This window comes from Thermoflavimicrobium daqui (genome assembly GCF_003313465.1).
Lineage (GTDB): Bacteria > Bacillota > Bacilli > Thermoactinomycetales > Thermoactinomycetaceae > Thermoflavimicrobium > Thermoflavimicrobium daqui.
On the sequence record NZ_KZ845663.1, the window covers coordinates 390,439 to 411,678 of the forward strand.

The following is a 21,240-nucleotide window of genomic DNA, read 5'->3' on the forward strand; positions in this document are numbered from 1 at the left end:
GGATGGTAATTATTTTAATGACCACATTATTTTTCCAAACAGTTTTTTATCCATCGTTTATATATGAATAATAAAGAATAGCTCAATTTATCTTCATATTTTTCGCTAAAGAGTCTAAATTATGCAACTATCCATATTAGACTATTTCATATAGACTTGTATAATGAAATATATACTCCGATTTATTTGGTTATCGGAATAAATATTTCAAAAGGGGCGTAAGAAAATGGATAGCCAAACCATTTATTTACAAAGAACAAGAAACTCGTCCTGTTTTTATCAAGAAGCTCAATCTTTCTTGCCAGGTGGAGTCACGGCGAATATTAAGTACTTTGAGCCTTATCCTATCGTCATGAAACACGCTAATGGTGCTTATGTATTTGATATAGACCAAAACAAATATATTGACTACAATCTTTGCTATGGAGCACTTCTTGTAGGACATGGGCATCCGCAAGTTTACAGAGCCATAGAAGAACAACTGCAAAAATTAGGAACAACGATCTTAGGAACCCCACATCTACTTGAAGTAGAAATGGCCAAGTCTTTAGTTGATTTATATCCCAGTATCGAATCCGTGCGTTATACCAATTCTGGGTTAGAAGCAACCATGCTCGCTATTCGTTTAGCAATGGCATGGACAGGCCGACAAAAAATAGCCAAATTTGAAGGTCATTATCATGGAGGCTATGACCAAGTACTAGTCAGCGTTCATCCTACTTTAAGGGATCAAAGTCAACTTCCTCCTGTTCAGTTAGATTCATGCGGGATTCCTAGTTACTATCAGGAAAACACAGTGGTACTTCCTTTTAATCAAATAGAACAAACCGCCGAACTATTAAAAAAGTATGGACATGAACTGGCTGCTGTCATTCTTGAGCCTGTTCAAGGAGGCTATATCCCACCCGATGCATCCTTTTTAAAAGAATTAAGGGAGCTTACTCGCCAATATGGAATCGTTCTTATATTTGATGAAGTGAAAACTGGATTTCGTCTCGGGCTTTCAGGTGCACAAGGAAGATATGGTGTAACACCTGATTTAACGGCACTTGGAAAAGTTTTAGGCGGAGGCTTCCCTGTTGGAGCGGTAGGAGGAAGAAAAGAAATCATGCAAGTTTGCTCGCCTATTGATCGTAGAGACATTTTAGGTGTAAGTGACGGACATAAAACAAAAAATGCTATCGATATTTTATTTCATAGTGGAACCTATAATGGACATCCACTAGTACTAGCAGCAGGTCTCGCTACGATTCGTATACTCGAAAAAACTGGGGTATATCAAGAGCTTGAAAAAAGAACCCATCAGTTAAAAGTAGGTATGCAGGAAATCTTGCATCGATATGGAATAGTAGGGAAAGCAGTAGGTGATGGTAGTATTTTTAATCTGGTTTTTAGTGAACATCCCGTCCTACAAATTCAGGATGTACTTCGCTCAGACCTAGCTACTCGTAAAGAATTAGATTTCTCTTTGCTTAATCAAGGTGTATATGTGAAGCCACAAAATCGCTTTTCTTTATCCATAGCCCATACATCACAAATTATTTCTGAAACATTAAATCGTTTTGAGCAAGCGGTTAAAAGCATAGTTAGCTAAGGGGGATTTATGGCAGATATAAAAAATATATTTCAGTTAATACGTGAAAAAAGCAGTAGAATGAGTAAATCGCAATTAAAAATCGCTAAGTTTTTAGAAGAAAATCTAGATACCGTCCCTTTTCTAACCGTAGCCAATGTTGCAAAGCAGGTAGGAGTCGGTGAAGCTACGATCATTCGATTTGCAACGAATCTTGGCTTCTCAGGTTTTTCTGAGATGCAGCAAAGTCTCCAAGAGCACATTCGTAAACGCCTGACTACTGTAGATCGGCTAAATCTAACTGAAAATATTTATTCCGAGAAACAGCGCCTCGCTACAGATGTTTTACTTGATGATATCAAAAATATTGAACAAACGATTCAAACAATAGATCTAAGAGTATTTGATGCAGCTGTCAAACAAATCAATCGTGCGAAATCAATAACAGTCGTCTCACTAAGAAGTTCTTACGCATTAGGATATTTCTTAACATTTTATCTAGATTTAATGCTTAAAAATGTACAGCTTATACCCGATTCTGATACCATGTTTGAAAAACTCTCTTCTCTTAGATCTGAAGATCTAGTCATTGGGATTAGCTTTGCTCAGTATACATCTCGAACGATTCAAGCTATCGAGTTTGTAAAGAAGAGAGGAGTAAATACCTTAGCGATTACTGATCATCATAGTTCACCACTCGCTCGGCTGGGCGATCTAACCTTAGTAGCTTCAAGTAAACTTCCTTCATTTTTAGACTCATTTGTAGCTCCACTTAGTCTGATCAATGCACTTTTGATGACAGTAGCTGAAACTAATAAAATGAATATTTCACAACATCTATCAGATCTAGAAGAACTGTGGGAAAGTGAACAAATTTATTATTCCCCCTCTAAATAACTCTATAGTCGGTTCATTTGAGCTGAATCGATGTATATAAGATAGCCGTCGTGTGTTTTTTCACGCCGGCTATCACTTACCTCTTTACGCTCCCTCAGCGGTTTTTGGCAGAGGATCTTTTAATTGCTCCCAGCTTCCCATCATTTCATCATCCGTTAACACTAATTGATCTAATTCATCTATTATCTTCTTATGATCCATATGTATCCCAATAAACACAATTTCATTGATACGGTCTCCCCATTTTTTATCCCAAGTCTCTTGAAGCTCAGACTGCTCTTGCAAAATGGCGACTTGCTCAGCTTTTGGAAGATCCGCTATCCATAGTCCTAATATACCCATTTGAATTGAAGGCCCTGCTTGACTAAAGCTAAAAGCATAACGTGGGCGTGTCGCTAGCCAAATTATCCCTTTTGCCCGGATTATTTCTTCTGGCCATTCGTCTAACCATTCCAGCAAACGCTCGGGGTGAAAGGGACGATGTCTCCGATATACAAATGACGAAATACCATATTCATCTGTTTCTGGTGTATGTTCATTTTGTAGCTCTTTAAGCCAACCAGCTGATTGACTGGCTTTCTCAAAATTAAATAGGCCCGTGTTTAGGATTTCATTGATATCTACTTGACCATGTGTGGATCGAATTAACTTAGCTTCGGGCTGTAATTTACGTAAAATTCCCTCTAACTGTTTTAATTCTTCTTCTTTAACCAAATCACATTTATTTAAAATAAGGACATCACAAAATTCAATTTGATCAATTAAAAGGTCGACTACATCACGTGAATCTTCATGATCCAGTGCTTGCTTTCGATCCAATAAGGATTCTCCCGAAGAAAAATCATGCCAAAAACGATAAGCATCTACAACCGTAGCCATGGTATCTAGCTTACACAATGAAGATAGATCAATTCCATTTTCTTCATCAGTATATGAAAACGTCTGGGCAACAGGTATCGGCTCACTAATGCCTGTTGATTCAATTAGAATGTAGTCGAATGCCTCATCTTTAGCTAACTGTTCTACTTCTTTTAGTAAATCCTCTCGTAAGGTACAGCAAATACAACCATTTGACATTTCTACTAATTTTTCTTCTGTTCGTGAAAGTTTAGCTTCACGACTTATGAGATCAGCATCGATATTGATTTCACTCATATCATTTACAATCACCGCAACTTTAAGTCCTTGTCGATTATGTAAAATATGATTTAAAATGGTTGTTTTACCTGAACCTAAATATCCACTTAGTACCGTAACTGGGATCTTTCTCATCTTTCATTTCCTCTCTTTTTATTCTTATCTAACTTCTTCTTTATATCGTAATTATTACGATTTGTAAATAGTAATAATTACGATATAATATTAAAAAAGTATACATATCCAAGAGATAGATATGTATACTTTCATCTATTTTAATTCTGTATCTTTGCAATAAGATAATCGTATTTCGTATTCATTCTATTTTATCTTTTTGTTTCTCTCTTTTTGTTTTTCGTAAGATAAATATAAAGCTCATGATCCATATGAGTAAGATCAAACTATAAAGTAAATACGAAGTAACTAAACTGATCTTCCAAGTTTTAATCAGAATATTCGCATTGGTCAAGAGGATAAATCCTCCTACAGTAACGCCCAAAAGATTAGCAGGGAAAATTCGCACAATCCAAGCTGCAATCGGTGCGGCTACAATTCCTCCTAACATTAATGCGCCTACCCATAACCAATCGACTTGCTTCCAACCTAAAGAAATAAAAAACCCTAATGACGCCGAAAGTGCAATAGCAAACTCACTTGTATCGACAGATCCTACAACTTTACGTGGTTCTATATGTTGCCTACTCAATAACACAGGAGTACTAATAGGACCCCATCCTCCCCCGCCTGTCGCATCAAGAAATCCTGCGAAAAAACCTAATGGAATTAGAAAATTCGGTCTCTTATGCAAGTTATTCGTTAGTTTTTTTGGTCTAATCCATAAAAAGCGCAACAAAACATACACACCTAACCCAAACAAAAAAGTAGCAATAAATGGCTTTACCTGCTCGCCTGGAAGATGACTTAAGAAGCAAGCACCGATAAAAGCACCGATGGATCCAGGTATCGTCATTCGCCAAACCGTTTCTTTGTCCACATTACCAAAACGAATATGAGAAATACCTGAAACAGCAGTCGTTACCACTTCAGCTAGATGTACTGAAGCAGAAGCTACAGCGGGTGCTATACCAAATAGCAACAATAACGAGGTAGACGTGACGCCATAAGCCATTCCAAGAGAACCATCTACAAGCTGAGCAGCAAAGCCGATCAGAGATAAAATGATCAGTTTACGCATGCACTCACTTCCCTCTCTTGTCGCAAAACAAAATCTGACATATCCTATGCGGAAAACAAAAAAGCTGTACTTGTTCTTTTTTACTCTTATGAACAATTACAGCTCCTGCCATCTGCTTTAGTTTAGGTCAATATATTTTCCTGTCTCGATATAGATTACACTTTCCGCAATATTGGTAACGTGATCACCAATTCTCTCTAAATAGTGCGCGACAAAGCAGAGAAGAAAGTATGATTCTGGATAGTCCTCAACATGGATTGATATGGTAGTGTTTCTGATTATATTATAATTCATTTGATCGACTTGATCATCTAATTCCGCTATTTTTTTAGCTAGTTGTATATTTCCGGTAATATAACTATTAATCCCATCATGTACCATACTTTGTGTCAGCCTAGCCATTTCGCGAATATCATGGTCGTTTCTAATAGGGGGTATTTTTTGATTACGCATTTGAATCGTAACTTCCGCGATATCTACAGCTAAATCTCCCATACGTTCCAAGTCTGAAACAATTTTTAGAGCTGCTACCAGCTTACGCATATTCTTTGCTACGGGTTGTTGTGTTGCGATCAATTTGGCAACATATTCATCGATTTTTTCTTCCAATTGATCAATCTCTTTATCATGATCAATCACTTCTTGAGCTAGAAATATCTCTTGATTCGCGAAAGAGCGAATGGACTTATCAAGCGCTATTTCTACTTTTTCACCCATTTTTAATAGGTATTGTTTTAGTTTTACCAATGATTCATCAAATGCGCGAGACATTTACGAGCCCCCTTTAACCAAACCGTCCACTAATATAATCTTCGGTACGTGAATCTTTAGGACTGGTAAATAATTGACTGGTCATACTATACTCAATAATTTCCCCATTTAAGAAAAATGCAGTCATATCGGAAACTCTTGCTGCCTGTTGCATATTATGAGTTACAATCACAATGGTATAGTCATTCTTTAATTGGGTAATTAGATCTTCGAGACGCTCCGTCGAAATAGGATCTAAAGCGGATGCAGGTTCATCCATAAGAATGACGTCTGGTTGAATTGCCAGTACACGAGCAATAACCAAGCGTTGCTGTTGTCCTCCAGAAAGCCCAAGAGCAGATGATTGCAAACGGTCTTTTACTTCATCCCATAAATTAGCTTGAACTAAGGTTCGCTCAACAATCATATCCAATTCTTCCCGTTTTGTTATTCCATGAATGCGAGGGCCGTACGTAATATTATCATAAATCGAAAGCGGAAATGGATTGGGCTGTTGGAATACCATCCCTACATTTTTCCTTAGCTGAACTAAATCTTGTTCTTCTCTGTAAACATTCTTCCCATCAATTTCGATGATTCCGGTGGTGCTTACTCCTGGAATCATATCATTCATCCGATTGATACTACGTAAAAATGTTGATTTTCCACAGCCTGACGGGCCGATCAATGCTGTTACTTTTTTCTCTTCCAGATTAAGCCCAATATCTTTTAACGCTTGGTTATCTCCATAGAATAGATTAAAACTTTCTACCTTGATTTTATCCGACACCCTCAAACCACTCCTTCGTTTGGCCTCTTAACCAAATCGACCCATTAGATAGTCTTCTGTTTCTTTACGTTTTGGGCTGGTAAATAATTGGTCGGTTAAGCTCCATTCGATCAGATCACCCATGTAAAAGTACGCCGTATAGTCCGAAATACGGGCTGCTTGTTGCATATTGTGTGTAACAATTACAATTGTAAATTCCTTTTTTAACTCTTGGACCAACTCTTCTATTTTTGCTGTCGAAATAGGATCTAATGCAGAAGTTGGTTCATCCAGTAATAAAATTTTGGGACTCATAGCGATGGCGCGTGCGATACAAAGCCGTTGCTGTTGTCCCCCTGATAAGTCTAATGCCGAGTGATGAAGTCGATCGTTGACCTCATCCCAAAGCCCTACTTTTTTTAAGCTTTCTTCAACCATTTTCTCCTGCTCTTGTTTGGAAGCACCATAGAGACGTGGTGCTAAAGTGATGTTATTGAAAATAGATTTGGCAAAGGGATTCGGCTTTTGAAATACCATTCCAATATGGCGTCTTAGATTAATCGCATTAATAGCTAAATCGTTGACATTTACATCTTCTACAAGTATTTCTCCTGTTACACGTGCCCCGGGAATTGTATCATTCATTCGATTGATGCACCGTAAAACCGTTGATTTTCCACAACCTGAAGGCCCAATAAATGCGGTTACAGTTTGTTTATAAAATGGCAAACTAACATCTTTTACAGCATGTTTCTCTCCATAGAAGACATTTAAATCCTTAATTTCTAATTGAGCAGAACCTTCCGGATCCATACTTACCTTTTTCGTCCGTTTTTGAACTGTAATTGGTAATGATTTAGACTTTACAGTCATAAAGCCAACACTCCCTTATTAAGACTTTGAACCTGAAGTTAACCGAGCATGTATAAAGTGCCCTAACCAACGTGCAAACAGGTTAAAGATCAACACCGCAATTACCAATAACGCAGAGGCACCACTGGCAACTTCCTTCGCATCTGCAACAATACTTTCGGCATTCACTTTCCAAATATGGACGGCAAGTGTTGAAGCAGGTCGAAATGGATTTAATGGAGAAGTTGGCGAACTGGGATCCCAATCTGTAAAGTCGAGCATAGGAGAAGTCATTCCAGCTGTGAACATTAAAGCAGCTGCTTCGCCAAAAACACGTCCTGCCGCTAAGATCGTTCCTGTCACAATACCCGGCAAAGCAGCTGGCAATAGTACACGTAAAATCGTTTGCCAATGTGTAATCCCCAGAGCGAGAGATGCTTCTTTTTGCTCTCTAGGTACAGCTGTTAATGCTTGTTCAACTACTCGTACCATGAGTGGTAAATTAAATACGGTTAAAGTAAGTGCTCCTGCCAACAAAGAAAATCCCCATCCGGTATATTGAACAAAAATTAATAAACCAAATAAACCAACTACAATGGATGGAAGAGAGGAAAGTACTTCAATACTTACTCGAAGCATTTTGGTAAGCCGACCTGGCTTAGCATATTCGGCCATATAAATTCCGCCACCTAATCCAAGCGGAATCGTAATCAGCATCGTTAAAATTAATAAATAGAAAGAATTAAATAACTGAGGACCAACTCCTCCACCACCTGTCAACAATGAACCTGGAGCTTCCGTTAAAAACTCCCAATCGATCACCTTAATTCCACGATACAAAATAAAGCCAATTAGTCCGATTAAAATCCCTAGAATTAAAAAGGTGATCAGATAAAACATCCCTGTAGCAATCCGATCTTTTATCTTCGCATTCATCAGCTCTGCTCTCTCCTTTTAGTAATCCAACGAATCAAAACGACAAATAATAAAGTCATTAAGAGGAGAATAAGTGCCATCGACCACAAAATACTATTATACGTAGAGCCTTGAACTGTGTTTCCCATATTTAAGGTAATGATACTGGTCAATGTACTAATCGGAGTTAGCAGGTTAAACGGTAGGTTGGGAGAGTTACCAATGACCATTTGTACTGCTAGTGCTTCCCCAAAGGCACGAGCCATTCCCAAAACAACACCAGTCATTAAGCCAGGCAATGAAGTACGTAGTAACAATCGGGAAATCGTTTGCCAGCGGGTGGCTCCTAATGCATAAGAACCTTCGCGTAAATGGCGTGGAATGGATTGAAGTGTATCAACACTAATACTTACAATCGTCGGTAAAATCATAATGGATAGTACAATAACTCCAGCTAAAAGACCAAATCCTAAACCTCCAAATTGCTCACGAATAAAAGGAACAACAACAGTAAGGCCTACAAAACCATAGACAACCGATGGAATTCCGACTAAGATCTCCGTTGCTGGTTGGAGAATTTTCCTTCCCCACTTCGGAGCAATCTCAGTCATAAAAATAGCTGCACCAATTCCTAGTGGAGCACTAACAATCGCTGCACACACACTTACAATTAAAGAACCTAAAATAAACGACAGAGCTCCATAAGAATTTTCACCAGGATTCCATTTTGTAGAAAAAAATTCAGCAAAACTAACCTCTCCACTAATAAAAGGAGCCGCACCTTTGGAAGTAATAAAAATAAGCAAGGAAAAGAGAATGAGAAGTAAAACCCAACTACTTACATACGTAAGAACTCTTCCTCTTCTTTCTGCTTGTAAAATTTTAGGAAGCGGCTTTTTTAAGTCTTCCGATAACGGTCTCTTTTGCTCAGCCACTTGATTGGTTACCAGCTGCTCCACGCATTAATCACCTCTCAATTAAGATGGGGACGAATATGTCCCCATCCATTTATTTCTTAGTGATATTTCCTTTAGCATCGCGTTCTACTTTCATATTGGTTACGGGAATATATCCTAATTTCGTAACTAGTCCTTGTTGTGTCTCAGGAGCAGTTATAAACTTAATAAATGCTTCTTCTAATTCTTTGTTTTTACCGTTTTTATTGGTATACATGTGCTGATAAGCCCATATTTTCCATTTATTGTCATAAACGTTTTCGTTTTTCGGTTCAACACCATCTAATTTAAGAGCTATAACCGATTTATCAAAGTAGGAGAAAGCTAGATAGCCAATTGCCCCAGGAGTTTCAGCGACAATTTTACGCACTGTACCTGATGACTCTTCTTCCAATCCACCTTGACCACGAAACTCTTTGTTTCCTTTAAGTGCCCACTGGGCAAAAGTAGCTCGGGTACCCGAACTTTCCGGGCGGTTAACGAGAACGATTTTTTGATCCTTCCCACCAACCTCTTTCCAATTTTTCACTTTCCCTGTGAAGATATCAATTAATTGTTGTTGCGTTAAATTATCTATACCTACTTGTGGATGGGCTACCGGAGCCATCCCTACTACAAATACTTTATGATCAACCACTTTTTGTGGATCAATTTTTTCTTTCTCTTCTGCGAAAACATCGGAATTTCCAATATCCGCAGTATCATTCATCGCAGAGGTAAGACCTTGACCACTTCCGCCACCTTGTACGGTGACTTGTACACCTGGATTTTTGCTCATGAACTCCTTAGAAGCTTCTTCAACGACAGGCTGCATTGCACTTGATCCTACAGCAGTCAGAGTGCCGGATAGCTTATTCTCTCCGCCACTTTGGTTTTTTGTTGATGCCGATCCACATCCTACCAATGCAGTAAATGCTAGAGCGACGACACCACCCAATAGCATGCCTTTTTTGAACATCAAAGTATGAACCCCCTAGTATAAAAAGTATCTATGATTTCCTCAACACTTTGTACTATAAAGCTTTTTTTTTGCTTCTAAATGAATATATTGTAAAGAAATCATTAAGCTTTTCAGACCACTAGAAAAGGCCTTAAGGAGTCACTTACTCCTAAGGCCTCTATCATTCACGGTTTACTTTGTAACTTCAGAAGTCAAATTCGACTGATGTGGAAACGTCAATGTAAAGTTCGTTCCCTTTCCAACTTCGCTATCCACCTGAATCTTTCCGTCATGAATCTCTACTAAATGTTTCACAATAGCTAACCCTAAACCTGTGCCCCCCGAAGCACGAGCACGCGCTTTATCTACACGGTAAAAACGCTCAAAAATACGTGGGAGGTCTTCTTTGGGAATTCCGATTCCAGTATCTTTAATTTGTAATTTCCATTCCTCTTTTCGATCCACTGCCATTAATGAAATTTTCCCACCTACACCCGTATAATTAATCGCATTGGTCAATAAATTAATCAAGATCTGCTGAAAGCTATCTGGATCTACCTGAACTTGAAAGTCAGATGAAATTTGAATAGTTAATTCCATCTCCTTGTTCCGAATTTGATCTTCTAGTGTTTTAACCACAGAATGAACGAGCGATTGGATTGACACACTCTTCTTTATGATATTTACCCGTTTGGATTCAATTCGCGATAAATCAAGTAAGTCACTAATCAGCCGCTGTAGACGAATACTCTCATCTAAAATAATCTGTAAAAACTCACGACATATTTCTGGATCTTGATGTGCTCCATCTAAAAGAGTTTCAGAAAATCCGCGAATCGAGGTAATAGGGGTTTTTAATTCATGAGATACATTCGCTACAAAATCTTTCCTTAATTGTTCAAGCCGACGAATCGCTGTTAGGTCATGGAATACGATTACTACCCCACATCCACTTGTCTCCATCCACATTGGTGTAAAGCTAGCGTCTAAAATACGTTCTTCAGGATAGTAAATATGGAGTTCTTGACGCAGTTTGATTCCTTTTTCGGCTACTTCGTTAATATAAGAAGAAAGATCATAAGATGATAAAACTTCTTTATATAAGGAGCCGATTAAATCAGATGCAGGTAGGCCAAACATTTGTTCAAAAGCTCGATTGGCTAAGTTGATTTTTCCTTCTGCGTTAATCATAAGAAGTCCACTTTCCATGGATTCAATCACACTTAGCAATCTTCGTTTATTTTTTCGAACTCTTTCCATCTGTCTTTGCAAACTATATGCCATACGATTGATTGCTTGTCCTAAACGAATAACTTCACTACTTCCTTCTGCTCGCACTCGATTATGCCAGCCTTTTTTAGCAATATCTACAGCAACCTGTGTCATTTCTTCTAAAGGCTTCGAAACACTTTTGGCGATCCTAGAGCTAGCAAAACCAGCTAAAGCAAAAGAAATGATCAACCCACCTATTAATGAAATCCATACTTCATGCATCGAGCGATTAACATCATCCAGATCAATCGCTAATTGAACAACTCCTACCACTTTTTTGTCTCGGACCACAGAGTGAGCCACATATATGTCATCATCTCGGCGTTCAAATGTACTTTCCTTATTTTGCAAAGCTGCCTTTACTTCTGTATAATTCTTCGAATTAGCTTTTCCAGTCTTTCCTTTGGGAATATCTTCTTCACCTGAATCACCGAGTACATGTCCATTGGCATCAATAAAGGTAACACGCGCAGTTAATATCTTCCGATACCGTTCGGATTGCGTTTGAAACTTTTTAGGATGGAGTTTATACTCTTGCCAAGGGATCATTTCGGCTATTAATTTTGCTTCTTTAACTAAACGCCCCGTTAGGGAATCAACATAAGAAGATTTTAGTAATATAGCTACATAAATTCCCGTTCCCACCACTGAACTACCAATCAGCAGCCAGCACATGGAAATAATCTTCGAACGTAGTGATTTCATCGATCCTTCCGACCTTCAAGCTTATACCCAATACCTCGAACCGTTTTTATATAAGCAGGATTACGCGAGTCGTCTTCGATTTTATCTCGCAAATGGCTCACATGAACATCTACAATCCGTGAATCACCTATATAATCATAGTTCCAAACAGCATTTAATAATTGATCGCGCGAAAGCACTTTCCCACGATGATTGACCATATAAAGAAGCAGTTCAAACTCTTTTGGGGTTAAGTCAATCGCTGATCCTTGTTTGGTCACTTCATATCCTTCTGCATCAATAAGCAAATCACCCACACGAATTTCTTTGCGTGATTCGATGGTGTGATCACTTTCTTTGATAGCTTCTAGCCGACGTAAAATAGCTTTCACTCTTGCTGTTAGCTCTCGTGGACTAAACGGCTTTGTCAAATAATCATCGGCCCCTAGCTCTAAACCAAGTACTTTATCAAATTCATCCGATTTTGCTGTAAGCATTAAAATTGGAATATGTTTCTGCTTACGTCGAATGCGACGACAAACCTCTAACCCCTCAACTTTCGGTAACATCAAATCTAAAATAATAAGATCTGGAGCATGACTTTCCACCATATTCAAAGCCATTTGTCCATCTAATGCAACATCGATTAAAAATCCTTCTTTTTCCAGGTTAAATTGAACGAGTTTGACAATTGCTGGTTCATCATCTACAACTAATATCCTCTTAGCCATGGTAGTAACCTCACTTTAAATTCAATCTTATTCCTGCACTGACACTTTTGGATTGTGACACCTATCTTTCGGCATTCGAGTATTTATCCTATCTCTTTTGTTTCAATTCTATGGAAATGGCTTCTTCAATAACTCCGAGTAAAGTGAGCTCTGAGAAGCTATTCATTTAAAATCGATGTTGAGGAAAACACTTACTTTTTGTTTAGGGGATCACTTAAATCATATCATATTGGAAATTATGTGCGTATAAAAGCTTTACAGATCCTTTATCCTTTTACTCGATCTTTTTATCTGAGTTTTACAAAGTAAAAGCAATCGTTCAACATCTATTTGTTCTAAATAACCACTTCGTACAACCTTTCCAGAAGCCAAAAATATAATCAGACGAGCAAGCTTTAGTTCTCTAGTCAATATATGTTGGAACTTAGTTCGTGCTTGTATTGCTTGATATGGGATGTAGTAAGTTTCTTTCGTATAGACACGTTTAACAAGTACAAGGCCACTAAGACCTGATCCGCATTTCTCATCTTTAAAACATTTCCATTGATATAAAAGAAAACAAGTGATGGCGAGTAAACTAAACCACGCCCATTTTATAAACCAAAAACAAAAAACTCCTTGAAATATAATCAGCAACGCAAATGTAATTGCTAACCGATAGTATCTGGACCTACACGGAGATGGATGAATTGACATTTCCATTAAGGGAAGAAACTCGGGTAAAAAACAACCAAAAAATTCCTTTTGCTTTTCCTTTTTGATAAGTGGAAATAAGACGACTTGTCCTTTCTTCTCTTCAATCCCCAATCCTGCGACAAAAATTTTTATGGTAGCCAAACCAAATAATTGTTGAAGTCCATTCTCTTCCAATTTAACTGCTTGAATTCGCCTAATTGGTATTGTTAACTTTTCTTGATGGATGAGTCCTTTTTCGATATACATATTTTGATCATCTCTGTACAGATGGAAATTCCCATAATGGAACCATGTAATCATGACTGATCCAAGCCAAGCTATAGGAAATGCAAGAAGTCCAATCCATATGAAATCGACTAGCTGACTCGGTGTTAACTTAGTATGCCAAATCCATTCAATCAACCATCTACCCATATCTACATCAAATAAGTCATCTAATTTTAATGTAATTGGAATGGCTACAGCCAAAAAGTAGCCCCATTTTCCTGATGTAAGCGCTGTTTGTAATAGCTGTTTAGATGTGATTTGATACCCTTTTAAATAAGAATCATTCCCCTTACTTAAGTTTTTCAACAAAGCTTGTTTTAATTGATCTGCTTTTTGTCTAGTGATGGTAGGCAACAACATCTCTGCCTCACTACTGCTACTTGTTTCAATTTTAACTGTAACTACTCCAAAAAACCTTTGCCAAAACTTTCTTTCAATCTCTACAGCTTGGATTTGTTTGAGTGGAATATATATTTTTTGACTTTTAATATTTCCCTCTTGATAACGAATCTCATGATTTTGTATCCAATATTTTGTATTTAGCCATTTGAAAACAACATAGAATCCATAAACCCCTAACCAAATAACAAGCATCCAAACCCATTTATCCCATCTGCCTTTAAGTAAAGCTACAATGATTGGAACGATTAAATAATGCCAATTGCGTACCATCATATAAAATATATAAATCGGATGTAGTCTTTCTGGTTTATTCATATTCTCCTCCCTAGATCCCACAAAAATCATTTTGATCAATAAAAATAGCTCAGCAAATACATTTGCTGAGCCATTTATAGAGTGAGCCACTAGTTTAGAGACTGATTCTTGGTTTCAGAAAAGAGAGAGACTTCTTTGATGAGACTAGTATTGTGGGAATCATCTTAGTTCAAGATTTTCATGACTTTACGTACCGAGTCAGCTGAACGATCAAGAGCTGCTTTTTCTTCCTCAGTTAATTCAAGTTCAATGATTTTTTCCAAACCATTTGCTCCTAAAATGGTTGGAACCCCTAAATACATATCGTTATACCCATATTCACCTTCGAGGTAAGCGATAGCTGGAAGGATTCTTCTCTTATCCTTGAGAATCGCTTCAGCCATTTGTACAAGTGCAGCAGCTGGTGCATAATATGCACTACCATTTCCCAGCAGATTTACGATTTCACCGCCACCTTTACGTGTGCGTTCAACAATAGCTTCCAATCGATCTTTATCAATCAGTTTCTCAAGTGGAATTCCACCCGCATAGGAGTAACGTACGAGTGGTACCATATCATCACCATGACCACCTAATACAAAGCCGGTTACATCTTCAACAGATACATTTAATTCCTGAGCTACAAATGTCCGGAAGCGTGCCGTATCAAGTACACCTGATTGACCAATAACTCGGTGTTTTGGGAATCCAGAAGTACGATACACTTCATAAGTCATAGCATCCACTGGGTTGGTAAGGACAATGATGATACAATCTGGAGAGTATTTTACGATCTGCTCTGTTACAGCTCGCATAACTTTTGCGTTCGTGGATACTAAATCATCCCGACTCATACCAGGCTTTCTAGCAATCCCAGCTGTAATGATGACTACATCGGAGTTTGCTGTATCTTCATAATTGCTCGTTCCGATAATATTCGCATCAAACCCTTGTACTGGACTTGCTTCGAGCATATCCAATGCTTTACCTTTTGTTGGATTTTCCACTTGAGGAATATCGACTAATACAATATCTCCAAGCTCTTTTTGTGCGAGCATCAGTGCAGTAGTCGCACCAGTAAATCCTGCTCCAATGACAGAAATTTTACGACGTCGAATCGCCATAATTGATTCCTCCTCGAATGATTCATCCTTACAAGTTTTTAATTAAGTGATCTGCAAACTCAGAGCACTTGACTTCCGTAGCCCCTTCCATAAGGCGAGCGAAGTCATACGTTACTGTTTTTTGAGCAATGGTTTTGCTCATCGATTTATAAATCAAATCAGCAGCTTCTTGCCAACCCAGATGCTCAAGCATAAGAACACCCGATAAGATTACAGAGCCAGGGTTCACTTTATCTAAACCAGCATACTTTGGAGCGGTACCATGTGTTGCCTCAAAAATAGCATGTCCGGTATTGTAGTTGATATTTGCTCCTGGAGCAATCCCAATACCACCTACTTGAGCTGCCAATGCGTCTGATATATAGTCACCATTGAGGTTCATAGTAGCAATAACATCATACTCTGCTGGACGAGTTAGAATTTGTTGTAAGAAAGCATCAGCAATCACGTCTTTGACAATCACTTTACCATTTGCTTCGGCTTCTGCTTGTGCACGGTTAGCCGCTTCCGTTCCTTGCTCTTCTTTGATGCGATCATATTGTGCCCAAGTAAACACTTGATCAGCAAATTCACTCTCAGCAAGTTCATAACCCCAGTTTTTAAATGCACCTTCAGTATATTTCATGATATTTCCCTTATGTACAAGGGTTACACTTTTTTGCCCGTGACGAATCGCATACTCAATCGCAGATTTTACGAGACGTCTCGTTCCTTCCTCAGATACGGGTTTAATCCCAATTCCAGATGTTTCTGGAAAGCGAATTTTCTTGACACCCATTTCATCTTGGAAAAAGCGAATGACCTTCTGAACCTCTTCTGAACCCGCTTCCCACTCAACACCTGCATAGATGTCTTCGGAATTCTCACGGAAAATAACCATATCTACATCTTGTGGACGTTTAACAGGGCTAGGTACCCCTTCAAAGTAACGAACAGGACGTAGACATACATATAAATCTAACTCTTGACGAAGCGCAACATTGAGTGAACGAATTCCTCCACCAACAGGAGTTGTAAGTGGACCTTTAATTGCTACTAAATATTCACGCACAGCTTCAAGAGTATCTTCAGGCAACCATTCGCCAAATTTATTGTACGCTTTTTCGCCCGCATAAACTTCAAACCAAGAAATTTTCTTTTTACCTTGGTAAGCTTTTTCTACAGCAGCATCTAAAACACGTTGAGCTGCTGCCCAAATGTCCGGACCTGTACCATCTCCTTCAATAAAAGGAATAATCGGTTGATCTGGTACACGAAGAGTTCCGTTTTCTACTGTTATTTTTTCACCTGCTGTCGGTGGTTTTAGATGTGTGTATTTTGACATAACTACACCCCTTTTTTTAATTTGTGAGCGAATTCGCTAGAAAGTTCTTTCTATCTCTGTCATTAAGAAAATATTTATGTAGAACTTGATTATAATTATACCTAAGTTAGCTGCTAACCGCTATGACAAAATACATCTTCGTACAAATAATTGACACAATATCAATCATGTTTGTTCGTCATTTCACTTATGACTGGATATAACGATAATTTAACAGGCGAAAAGCCGTCATGGTCCCAACTATGTCAGATAGGTCCAGACGGCTTACCGATTAAATTAGCGCTGATCAACAGGAACATATGACTGATTGGTCAATCCTGTATATTCAGCACGTGGACGGATTAGTCGGTTATCTGCATATTGTTCCATAACATGAGCAGTCCAACCCGTAATCCGACTCATTGCAAAAATAGGAGTAAATAAATCTTTATCTATACCTAAGTACGTATAAACCGAAGCAGAATAAAAGTCAACATTCGGTTTCAATCCTTTTTGGTCCACAACCAGATGTTCAATTTTATTGGACATCTCGAACCATTTTGGATTACCGACTTGTTGACCAAGCTGACGAGACATTTCTTTGAGATGTTTGGCACGTGGATCACCGTTTTTATAAACCCGATGTCCAAATCCCATGATTTTCTCTTTTCTATCCAATTTCCCTTGGATATAAGACTCGACGAGCTCTATACTATCAATTTCACCTAACATTTTCATGACTGCCTCGTTAGCTCCACCATGCAATGGACCTTTCAAAGCACCAATAGCCGCAGTAATCGAGGAATACATATCTGCAAGAGTACCTGCAGCCACACGTGCAGCAAAAGTAGAAGCGTTAAGTTCATGGTCTGCATGTAATGTTAGCGCTTTATCTAAAGCTTGCTTCGCAACATCTGTAGGTTCTTCCCCATTTAACATGTAGAGAAAGTTTCCAGCAAAGCCAAGTCCTGCTTTAGGTGAAACAGGTTCCAATCCTTTACGTAAACGAGCATAAGCAGTAATAATGGTTGGGATTTTTGCAGTTAGCTTCACCGCTTTTAAATAGTTGACTTCCGGGTCATTTTTATCGGCATCCTGATCAAACATCGCAAGTGCCGATACGGCAGTGCGTAAAACAGCCATTGGATGGGCATCTTTAGGATATTCTCTTAGCTGTTGAAGTACCACATCTGGAAGTGTGGCATGATTATCTAAGTCTTTCTTTAATTGATCTAACTCATCCTTCTGTGGTAAACGGCCTTTCCAAAGAAGAAAAGTCACTTCTTCAAACTGAGCATGTTCCGCTAGATCATCAATATCATATCCACGATAAGTTAGAACTCCATCAACAATTGAACTGATTTGGGACTCCAGCGCTACTACACCTTCTAATCCTTTAGCTACCGTCATACGAACACTCCTTTTATGAAGTGAGATCCATGGGCAAATGAATCCAATATTTGTAATAAAAAACTTGATTTGGTATATCGACAATAATCATACCCATGTCTAGTCGCTTTTAGTTTATCATAAAATACTTTTATTATCATCCCATGTATTTTACCATAATTACTGATAGGACCTCTTTCTTCAAGCATTGTATGGATAAACAAACATCCGACATTAGTAGTTTAAATTTTCAATTAAATTTATAATTATGCATGCCATAGCTAAGCATTCGTTTTAAGCTTCTACATTGAATTTTTCATAAAAAAAACAAGCTAGCTGTAGGATATCGATTTTCCTGTTCTGCTTTCACTCATTCAAGAAAAATCAAACAAAAGGTCATTCAGTTGGAAAAGTAAAACTATGTTGTAAGGCAATTTTAAACAAACGTCACGATCACTTGGTTATTTTTGCTATTTTTGAAGTAAAAAATGATATAATAGTTTCGTTAGTAAAATCGGAGGTAGATTTATGACCCAAACATATTGGAAACAAATATGTTTACGTACATTGATTGTCTTACTAATAGGTACAGGGGTCTTTTTTACATTTTATTTTATTTTACCTCTTATTTATCCATTTATTATCGCATGGGCGATTGCCATGCTTCTCGACCCCTTTGTCAAATTTTTGGAAAATAAAGTTCATATACCTCGTTGGCTAGCAGTAACCATTGCTTTGTTTGTATTACTGGTTGTAATTAGTATATTTTTTATCTTTTTAATTGGGGAGTTAGTAATCGTACTAGCAAGTTTATCAGAGAAGTTACCACTATTTTTCAAACAGATCACACAGTTATTTATGGATACATTCCAAAAGAACCAGAACATCAATAAAATTATCGAAACGGTACAAAACTATCTAACTCATAACCCACAGCATCAACAAAATATATCTAATAGTATCTCAACGAACATTGATCTCATAGCCAAGAAAGCGAGTGAACTAATAACCGATTTGTTAGCTGGGATTGGATCATTCATTGGCAACTTACCTTACTTTTTTACAGTACTCGCTGTAGTTATTCTGGCTACTTTTTTTATAAGTCTAGATTGGCCCAATATCAAACAAAAGCTCTATCGACTCACCCCCAAATCATTACAAAGAACCGGTGGTCTTGTCTTTCATGGTTTACGAACAGCGCTTTTTGGTTTTATCCGTGCTCAGTTAACGTTGATCTCTATTACTGGTTTAATCGTGCTTATCAGTTTATTTATTTTAAAAGTTGAATATGCGATTAGCATTGCTTTTCTGATCGCAATCGTTGATCTTCTACCCTATCTAGGGGTGGGGGCAGTTCTAGTCCCTTGGATAGTCTATCTCTTTTTATCTGGACAACTTAAGTTAGCTCTAGGGCTTTTAATCGTTTATGCCATTACCATTATAGTACGACAATTTCTTGAACCGAAGTTAGTAGCTCATAATGTTGGACTTGACCCTCTTATTGCATTGATTTCTTTATTTGTTGGCCTCAATTTATTTGGTGTTTTGGGCTTAATTCTTGGTCCTGTTATCATGGTTACCATTTTAACCTTAGCCCAAGCACATGTTTTTAAAGACATCTGGAACTACATTATAGGCTTACCCACTCAAAACGAAAAAAATGTTTGATGATCTCAATAATAAAAAGAATGGGTTCTCTTTAAAGCAACCCATTCTTTTTACGTAGACAAAGTTTCATTTAGTCGTGTTTGCTAGCGGTAATGTTGTTCCATTTTTTTACGAATCCATATGATGATCCATCGCTTAATCCAATTTCTAGTAAATGGAATGAGGAAAATAGTCCCCAATAAATCGGTAAAAAAGCCAGGGATTAATAGTAGAATACCACCTGCTAATATACAAAGACCATCTAAAATAGCGTCCCCAGGTGGTTCACCCCGCATCATATTCTCTTGTACTTTGCGTACCGCTTGTAAGCCTTCCTGTCTAGTCAGATAAATCCCCAGCACACCTGTTAATATTACTAATAAAATAGTATTAAGTGCACCAATTAAGCTACCCACTTGAATGAGTCCCCACAGTTCAATCAGAGGAAGCAATAAGAGCAAAAAGATCCATCCACCAAAAAAATTAGGCTTCTTCATTTGGTGCATATTGTAGTAACCTTTCATAAATATCTGGAAGAACATGGGCAAGATTAATGCGTTTCATCTCTCGATTTACCCATAAATGTTTGGAAAATCCAGTTGCTAATAATTTATTATCTTCTTTTCGTAGAACTTCATACTCGAAGATAACTTTTGATCCACTTAGTTCCTTCACATAAGTTTTTATAATTATTTCATCATCGTAACGGGCTGGTGAACGAAATACACAATTTACTTCAATAACAGGAAGCAGTACCCCTAACTTCTCCATATCGCGATATGAAAGCCCGATATCTCGAACGAAATCGGTTCTAGCCACTTCAAACCAAACCATATAATTGGTATGATATACTACACCCATTTGATCTGTTTCTTGATAGCGCACACGTATGATGGTTTCTGAAACACTTTTATTTGTTTCCATATCGACTCATACATCCTCCATTATATTTTTATGTTCAATTCGCTCCACCGATCATGGTTACTTCTGTCCATCTCATATCACGATATATAAAATAACAACTTCATTATATCAAAATAAAATAAGTAACAAAAAACCAAATCGGTAAATGAAATGGAAGCAACACATATTTTATGGTTTTATCTCACATAATGAGATTAGCATCGATATATCCTTTTCATATCTGAACGATTAAACAATCTGGTCTTGTAAGAATAAAGATGAAAAATAACGCTAAAAACATTTGGACATAAAAATAAAAGGTGAAGGGGGAATCGTTATGAAACTCCGTAAAAGAAAGAAAAGAAGAAAAAAATTACGGTGGTGGATATATCCACGATTACGACTAATATAAATAAAGTTTCACTTCTTTATTCACCATTCATCATTTTCGGACCTACTCCTATCAGATATCCTAGATTTTTGATCAAATTTTCTTATTCACTCCGAATAATTAAAAATTTTAGGATTTATTTAAAAAGCTGGG

The 21,240-nt window shown here is 37.7% G+C and carries 19 protein-coding genes; 3 read left to right on the top strand and 16 right to left on the bottom strand.

Going from position 1 to position 21,240, the window contains the following annotated elements; all coding sequences use genetic code 11:
* Nucleotides 1–226 precede the first annotated feature (226 nt).
* The gene (locus DL897_RS01880) at nucleotides 227–1,594 is read left to right on the top strand and encodes an aspartate aminotransferase family protein (RefSeq protein ID WP_113657429.1); all 1,368 of its coding nucleotides are present in this window, start codon (nucleotides 227–229) and stop codon (nucleotides 1,592–1,594) included.
* A gap of 9 nt (nucleotides 1,595–1,603) precedes the next feature.
* Nucleotides 1,604–2,470, top strand: coding sequence for a MurR/RpiR family transcriptional regulator (locus DL897_RS01885; RefSeq protein ID WP_113657430.1), 867 nt, complete (start codon nucleotides 1,604–1,606; stop codon nucleotides 2,468–2,470).
* A gap of 84 nt (nucleotides 2,471–2,554) precedes the next feature.
* On the opposite strand, the gene DL897_RS01890 is transcribed toward DL897_RS01885, so the two are convergent.
* The 14 genes from DL897_RS01890 to citZ all read right to left on the bottom strand — a co-directional run bounded on the left by DL897_RS01890 (nucleotide 2,555) and on the right by citZ (nucleotide 18,167).
* Complete coding sequence (locus DL897_RS01890) at nucleotides 2,555–3,742, bottom strand: GTP-binding protein (RefSeq protein WP_113657431.1); 1,188 nt, start codon at nucleotides 3,740–3,742, stop codon at nucleotides 2,555–2,557.
* Nucleotides 3,743–3,923: 181 nt separating this feature from the next.
* A complete protein-coding gene (locus DL897_RS01895) occupies nucleotides 3,924–4,802 on the bottom strand; it encodes a sulfite exporter TauE/SafE family protein (protein WP_113657432.1) in 879 nt (292 codons plus the stop codon).
* 117 nt (nucleotides 4,803–4,919) lie between these two features.
* Nucleotides 4,920–5,573, bottom strand: a complete 654-nt coding sequence (gene phoU / locus DL897_RS01900; RefSeq protein ID WP_113657433.1) for a phosphate signaling complex protein PhoU — start codon at nucleotides 5,571–5,573, stop codon at nucleotides 4,920–4,922.
* A gap of 13 nt (nucleotides 5,574–5,586) precedes the next feature.
* Nucleotides 5,587–6,348, bottom strand: a complete 762-nt coding sequence (gene pstB, locus DL897_RS01905) for a phosphate ABC transporter ATP-binding protein PstB (protein WP_145962179.1) — start codon at nucleotides 6,346–6,348, stop codon at nucleotides 5,587–5,589.
* A 21-nt stretch (nucleotides 6,349–6,369) separates the two neighbouring features.
* Nucleotides 6,370–7,134, bottom strand: a complete 765-nt coding sequence (pstB, locus tag DL897_RS01910; protein WP_240627249.1) for a phosphate ABC transporter ATP-binding protein PstB — start codon at nucleotides 7,132–7,134, stop codon at nucleotides 6,370–6,372.
* A 78-nt stretch (nucleotides 7,135–7,212) separates the two neighbouring features.
* Nucleotides 7,213–8,109, bottom strand: coding sequence for a phosphate ABC transporter permease PstA (pstA, locus tag DL897_RS01915; protein WP_113657436.1), 897 nt, complete (start codon nucleotides 8,107–8,109; stop codon nucleotides 7,213–7,215).
* On the bottom strand, nucleotides 8,109–9,047 hold the full coding sequence (gene pstC / locus DL897_RS01920; RefSeq protein ID WP_420824098.1) for a phosphate ABC transporter permease subunit PstC: 939 nt from the start codon (nucleotides 9,045–9,047) through the stop codon (nucleotides 8,109–8,111). Before pstC ends, pstA begins: the two co-directional genes overlap by 1 nt.
* A gap of 49 nt (nucleotides 9,048–9,096) precedes the next feature.
* Complete coding sequence (locus DL897_RS01925) at nucleotides 9,097–10,002, bottom strand: phosphate ABC transporter substrate-binding protein PstS family protein (protein ID WP_113657437.1); 906 nt, start codon at nucleotides 10,000–10,002, stop codon at nucleotides 9,097–9,099.
* 174 nt (nucleotides 10,003–10,176) lie between these two features.
* On the bottom strand, nucleotides 10,177–11,961 hold the full coding sequence (gene pnpS / locus DL897_RS01930) for a two-component system histidine kinase PnpS (protein ID WP_113657438.1): 1,785 nt from the start codon (nucleotides 11,959–11,961) through the stop codon (nucleotides 10,177–10,179).
* A complete protein-coding gene (locus DL897_RS01935; RefSeq protein ID WP_113657439.1) occupies nucleotides 11,958–12,671 on the bottom strand; it encodes a response regulator transcription factor in 714 nt (237 codons plus the stop codon). Before DL897_RS01935 ends, pnpS begins: the two co-directional genes overlap by 4 nt.
* A 255-nt stretch (nucleotides 12,672–12,926) precedes the next feature.
* Nucleotides 12,927–14,351, bottom strand: a complete 1,425-nt coding sequence (locus DL897_RS01940) for a PH domain-containing protein (protein WP_168188601.1) — start codon at nucleotides 14,349–14,351, stop codon at nucleotides 12,927–12,929.
* Between the two features lie 164 nt (nucleotides 14,352–14,515).
* A complete protein-coding gene (gene mdh / locus DL897_RS01945) occupies nucleotides 14,516–15,454 on the bottom strand; it encodes a malate dehydrogenase (protein WP_113657441.1) in 939 nt (312 codons plus the stop codon).
* A 28-nt stretch (nucleotides 15,455–15,482) separates the two neighbouring features.
* On the bottom strand, nucleotides 15,483–16,778 hold the full coding sequence (gene icd, locus DL897_RS01950; protein WP_113657442.1) for an NADP-dependent isocitrate dehydrogenase: 1,296 nt from the start codon (nucleotides 16,776–16,778) through the stop codon (nucleotides 15,483–15,485).
* 276 nt (nucleotides 16,779–17,054) lie between these two features.
* A complete protein-coding gene (citZ, locus tag DL897_RS01955; protein WP_113657443.1) occupies nucleotides 17,055–18,167 on the bottom strand; it encodes a citrate synthase in 1,113 nt (370 codons plus the stop codon).
* Nucleotides 18,168–18,674: 507 nt separating this feature from the next.
* Here citZ and ytvI point away from each other — a divergent pair.
* Nucleotides 18,675–19,814, top strand: coding sequence for a sporulation integral membrane protein YtvI (gene ytvI, locus DL897_RS01960; protein ID WP_113657444.1), 1,140 nt, complete (start codon nucleotides 18,675–18,677; stop codon nucleotides 19,812–19,814).
* An 83-nt stretch (nucleotides 19,815–19,897) separates the two neighbouring features.
* On the opposite strand, the gene DL897_RS01965 is transcribed toward ytvI, so the two are convergent.
* The gene (locus DL897_RS01965) at nucleotides 19,898–20,299 is read right to left on the bottom strand and encodes an FxsA family protein (RefSeq protein WP_420824099.1); all 402 of its coding nucleotides are present in this window, start codon (nucleotides 20,297–20,299) and stop codon (nucleotides 19,898–19,900) included.
* On the bottom strand, nucleotides 20,277–20,717 hold the full coding sequence (locus DL897_RS01970; protein WP_113657445.1) for an acyl-CoA thioesterase: 441 nt from the start codon (nucleotides 20,715–20,717) through the stop codon (nucleotides 20,277–20,279). Before DL897_RS01970 ends, DL897_RS01965 begins: the two co-directional genes overlap by 23 nt.
* Between the last annotated feature and the right edge of the window lie 523 nt (nucleotides 20,718–21,240).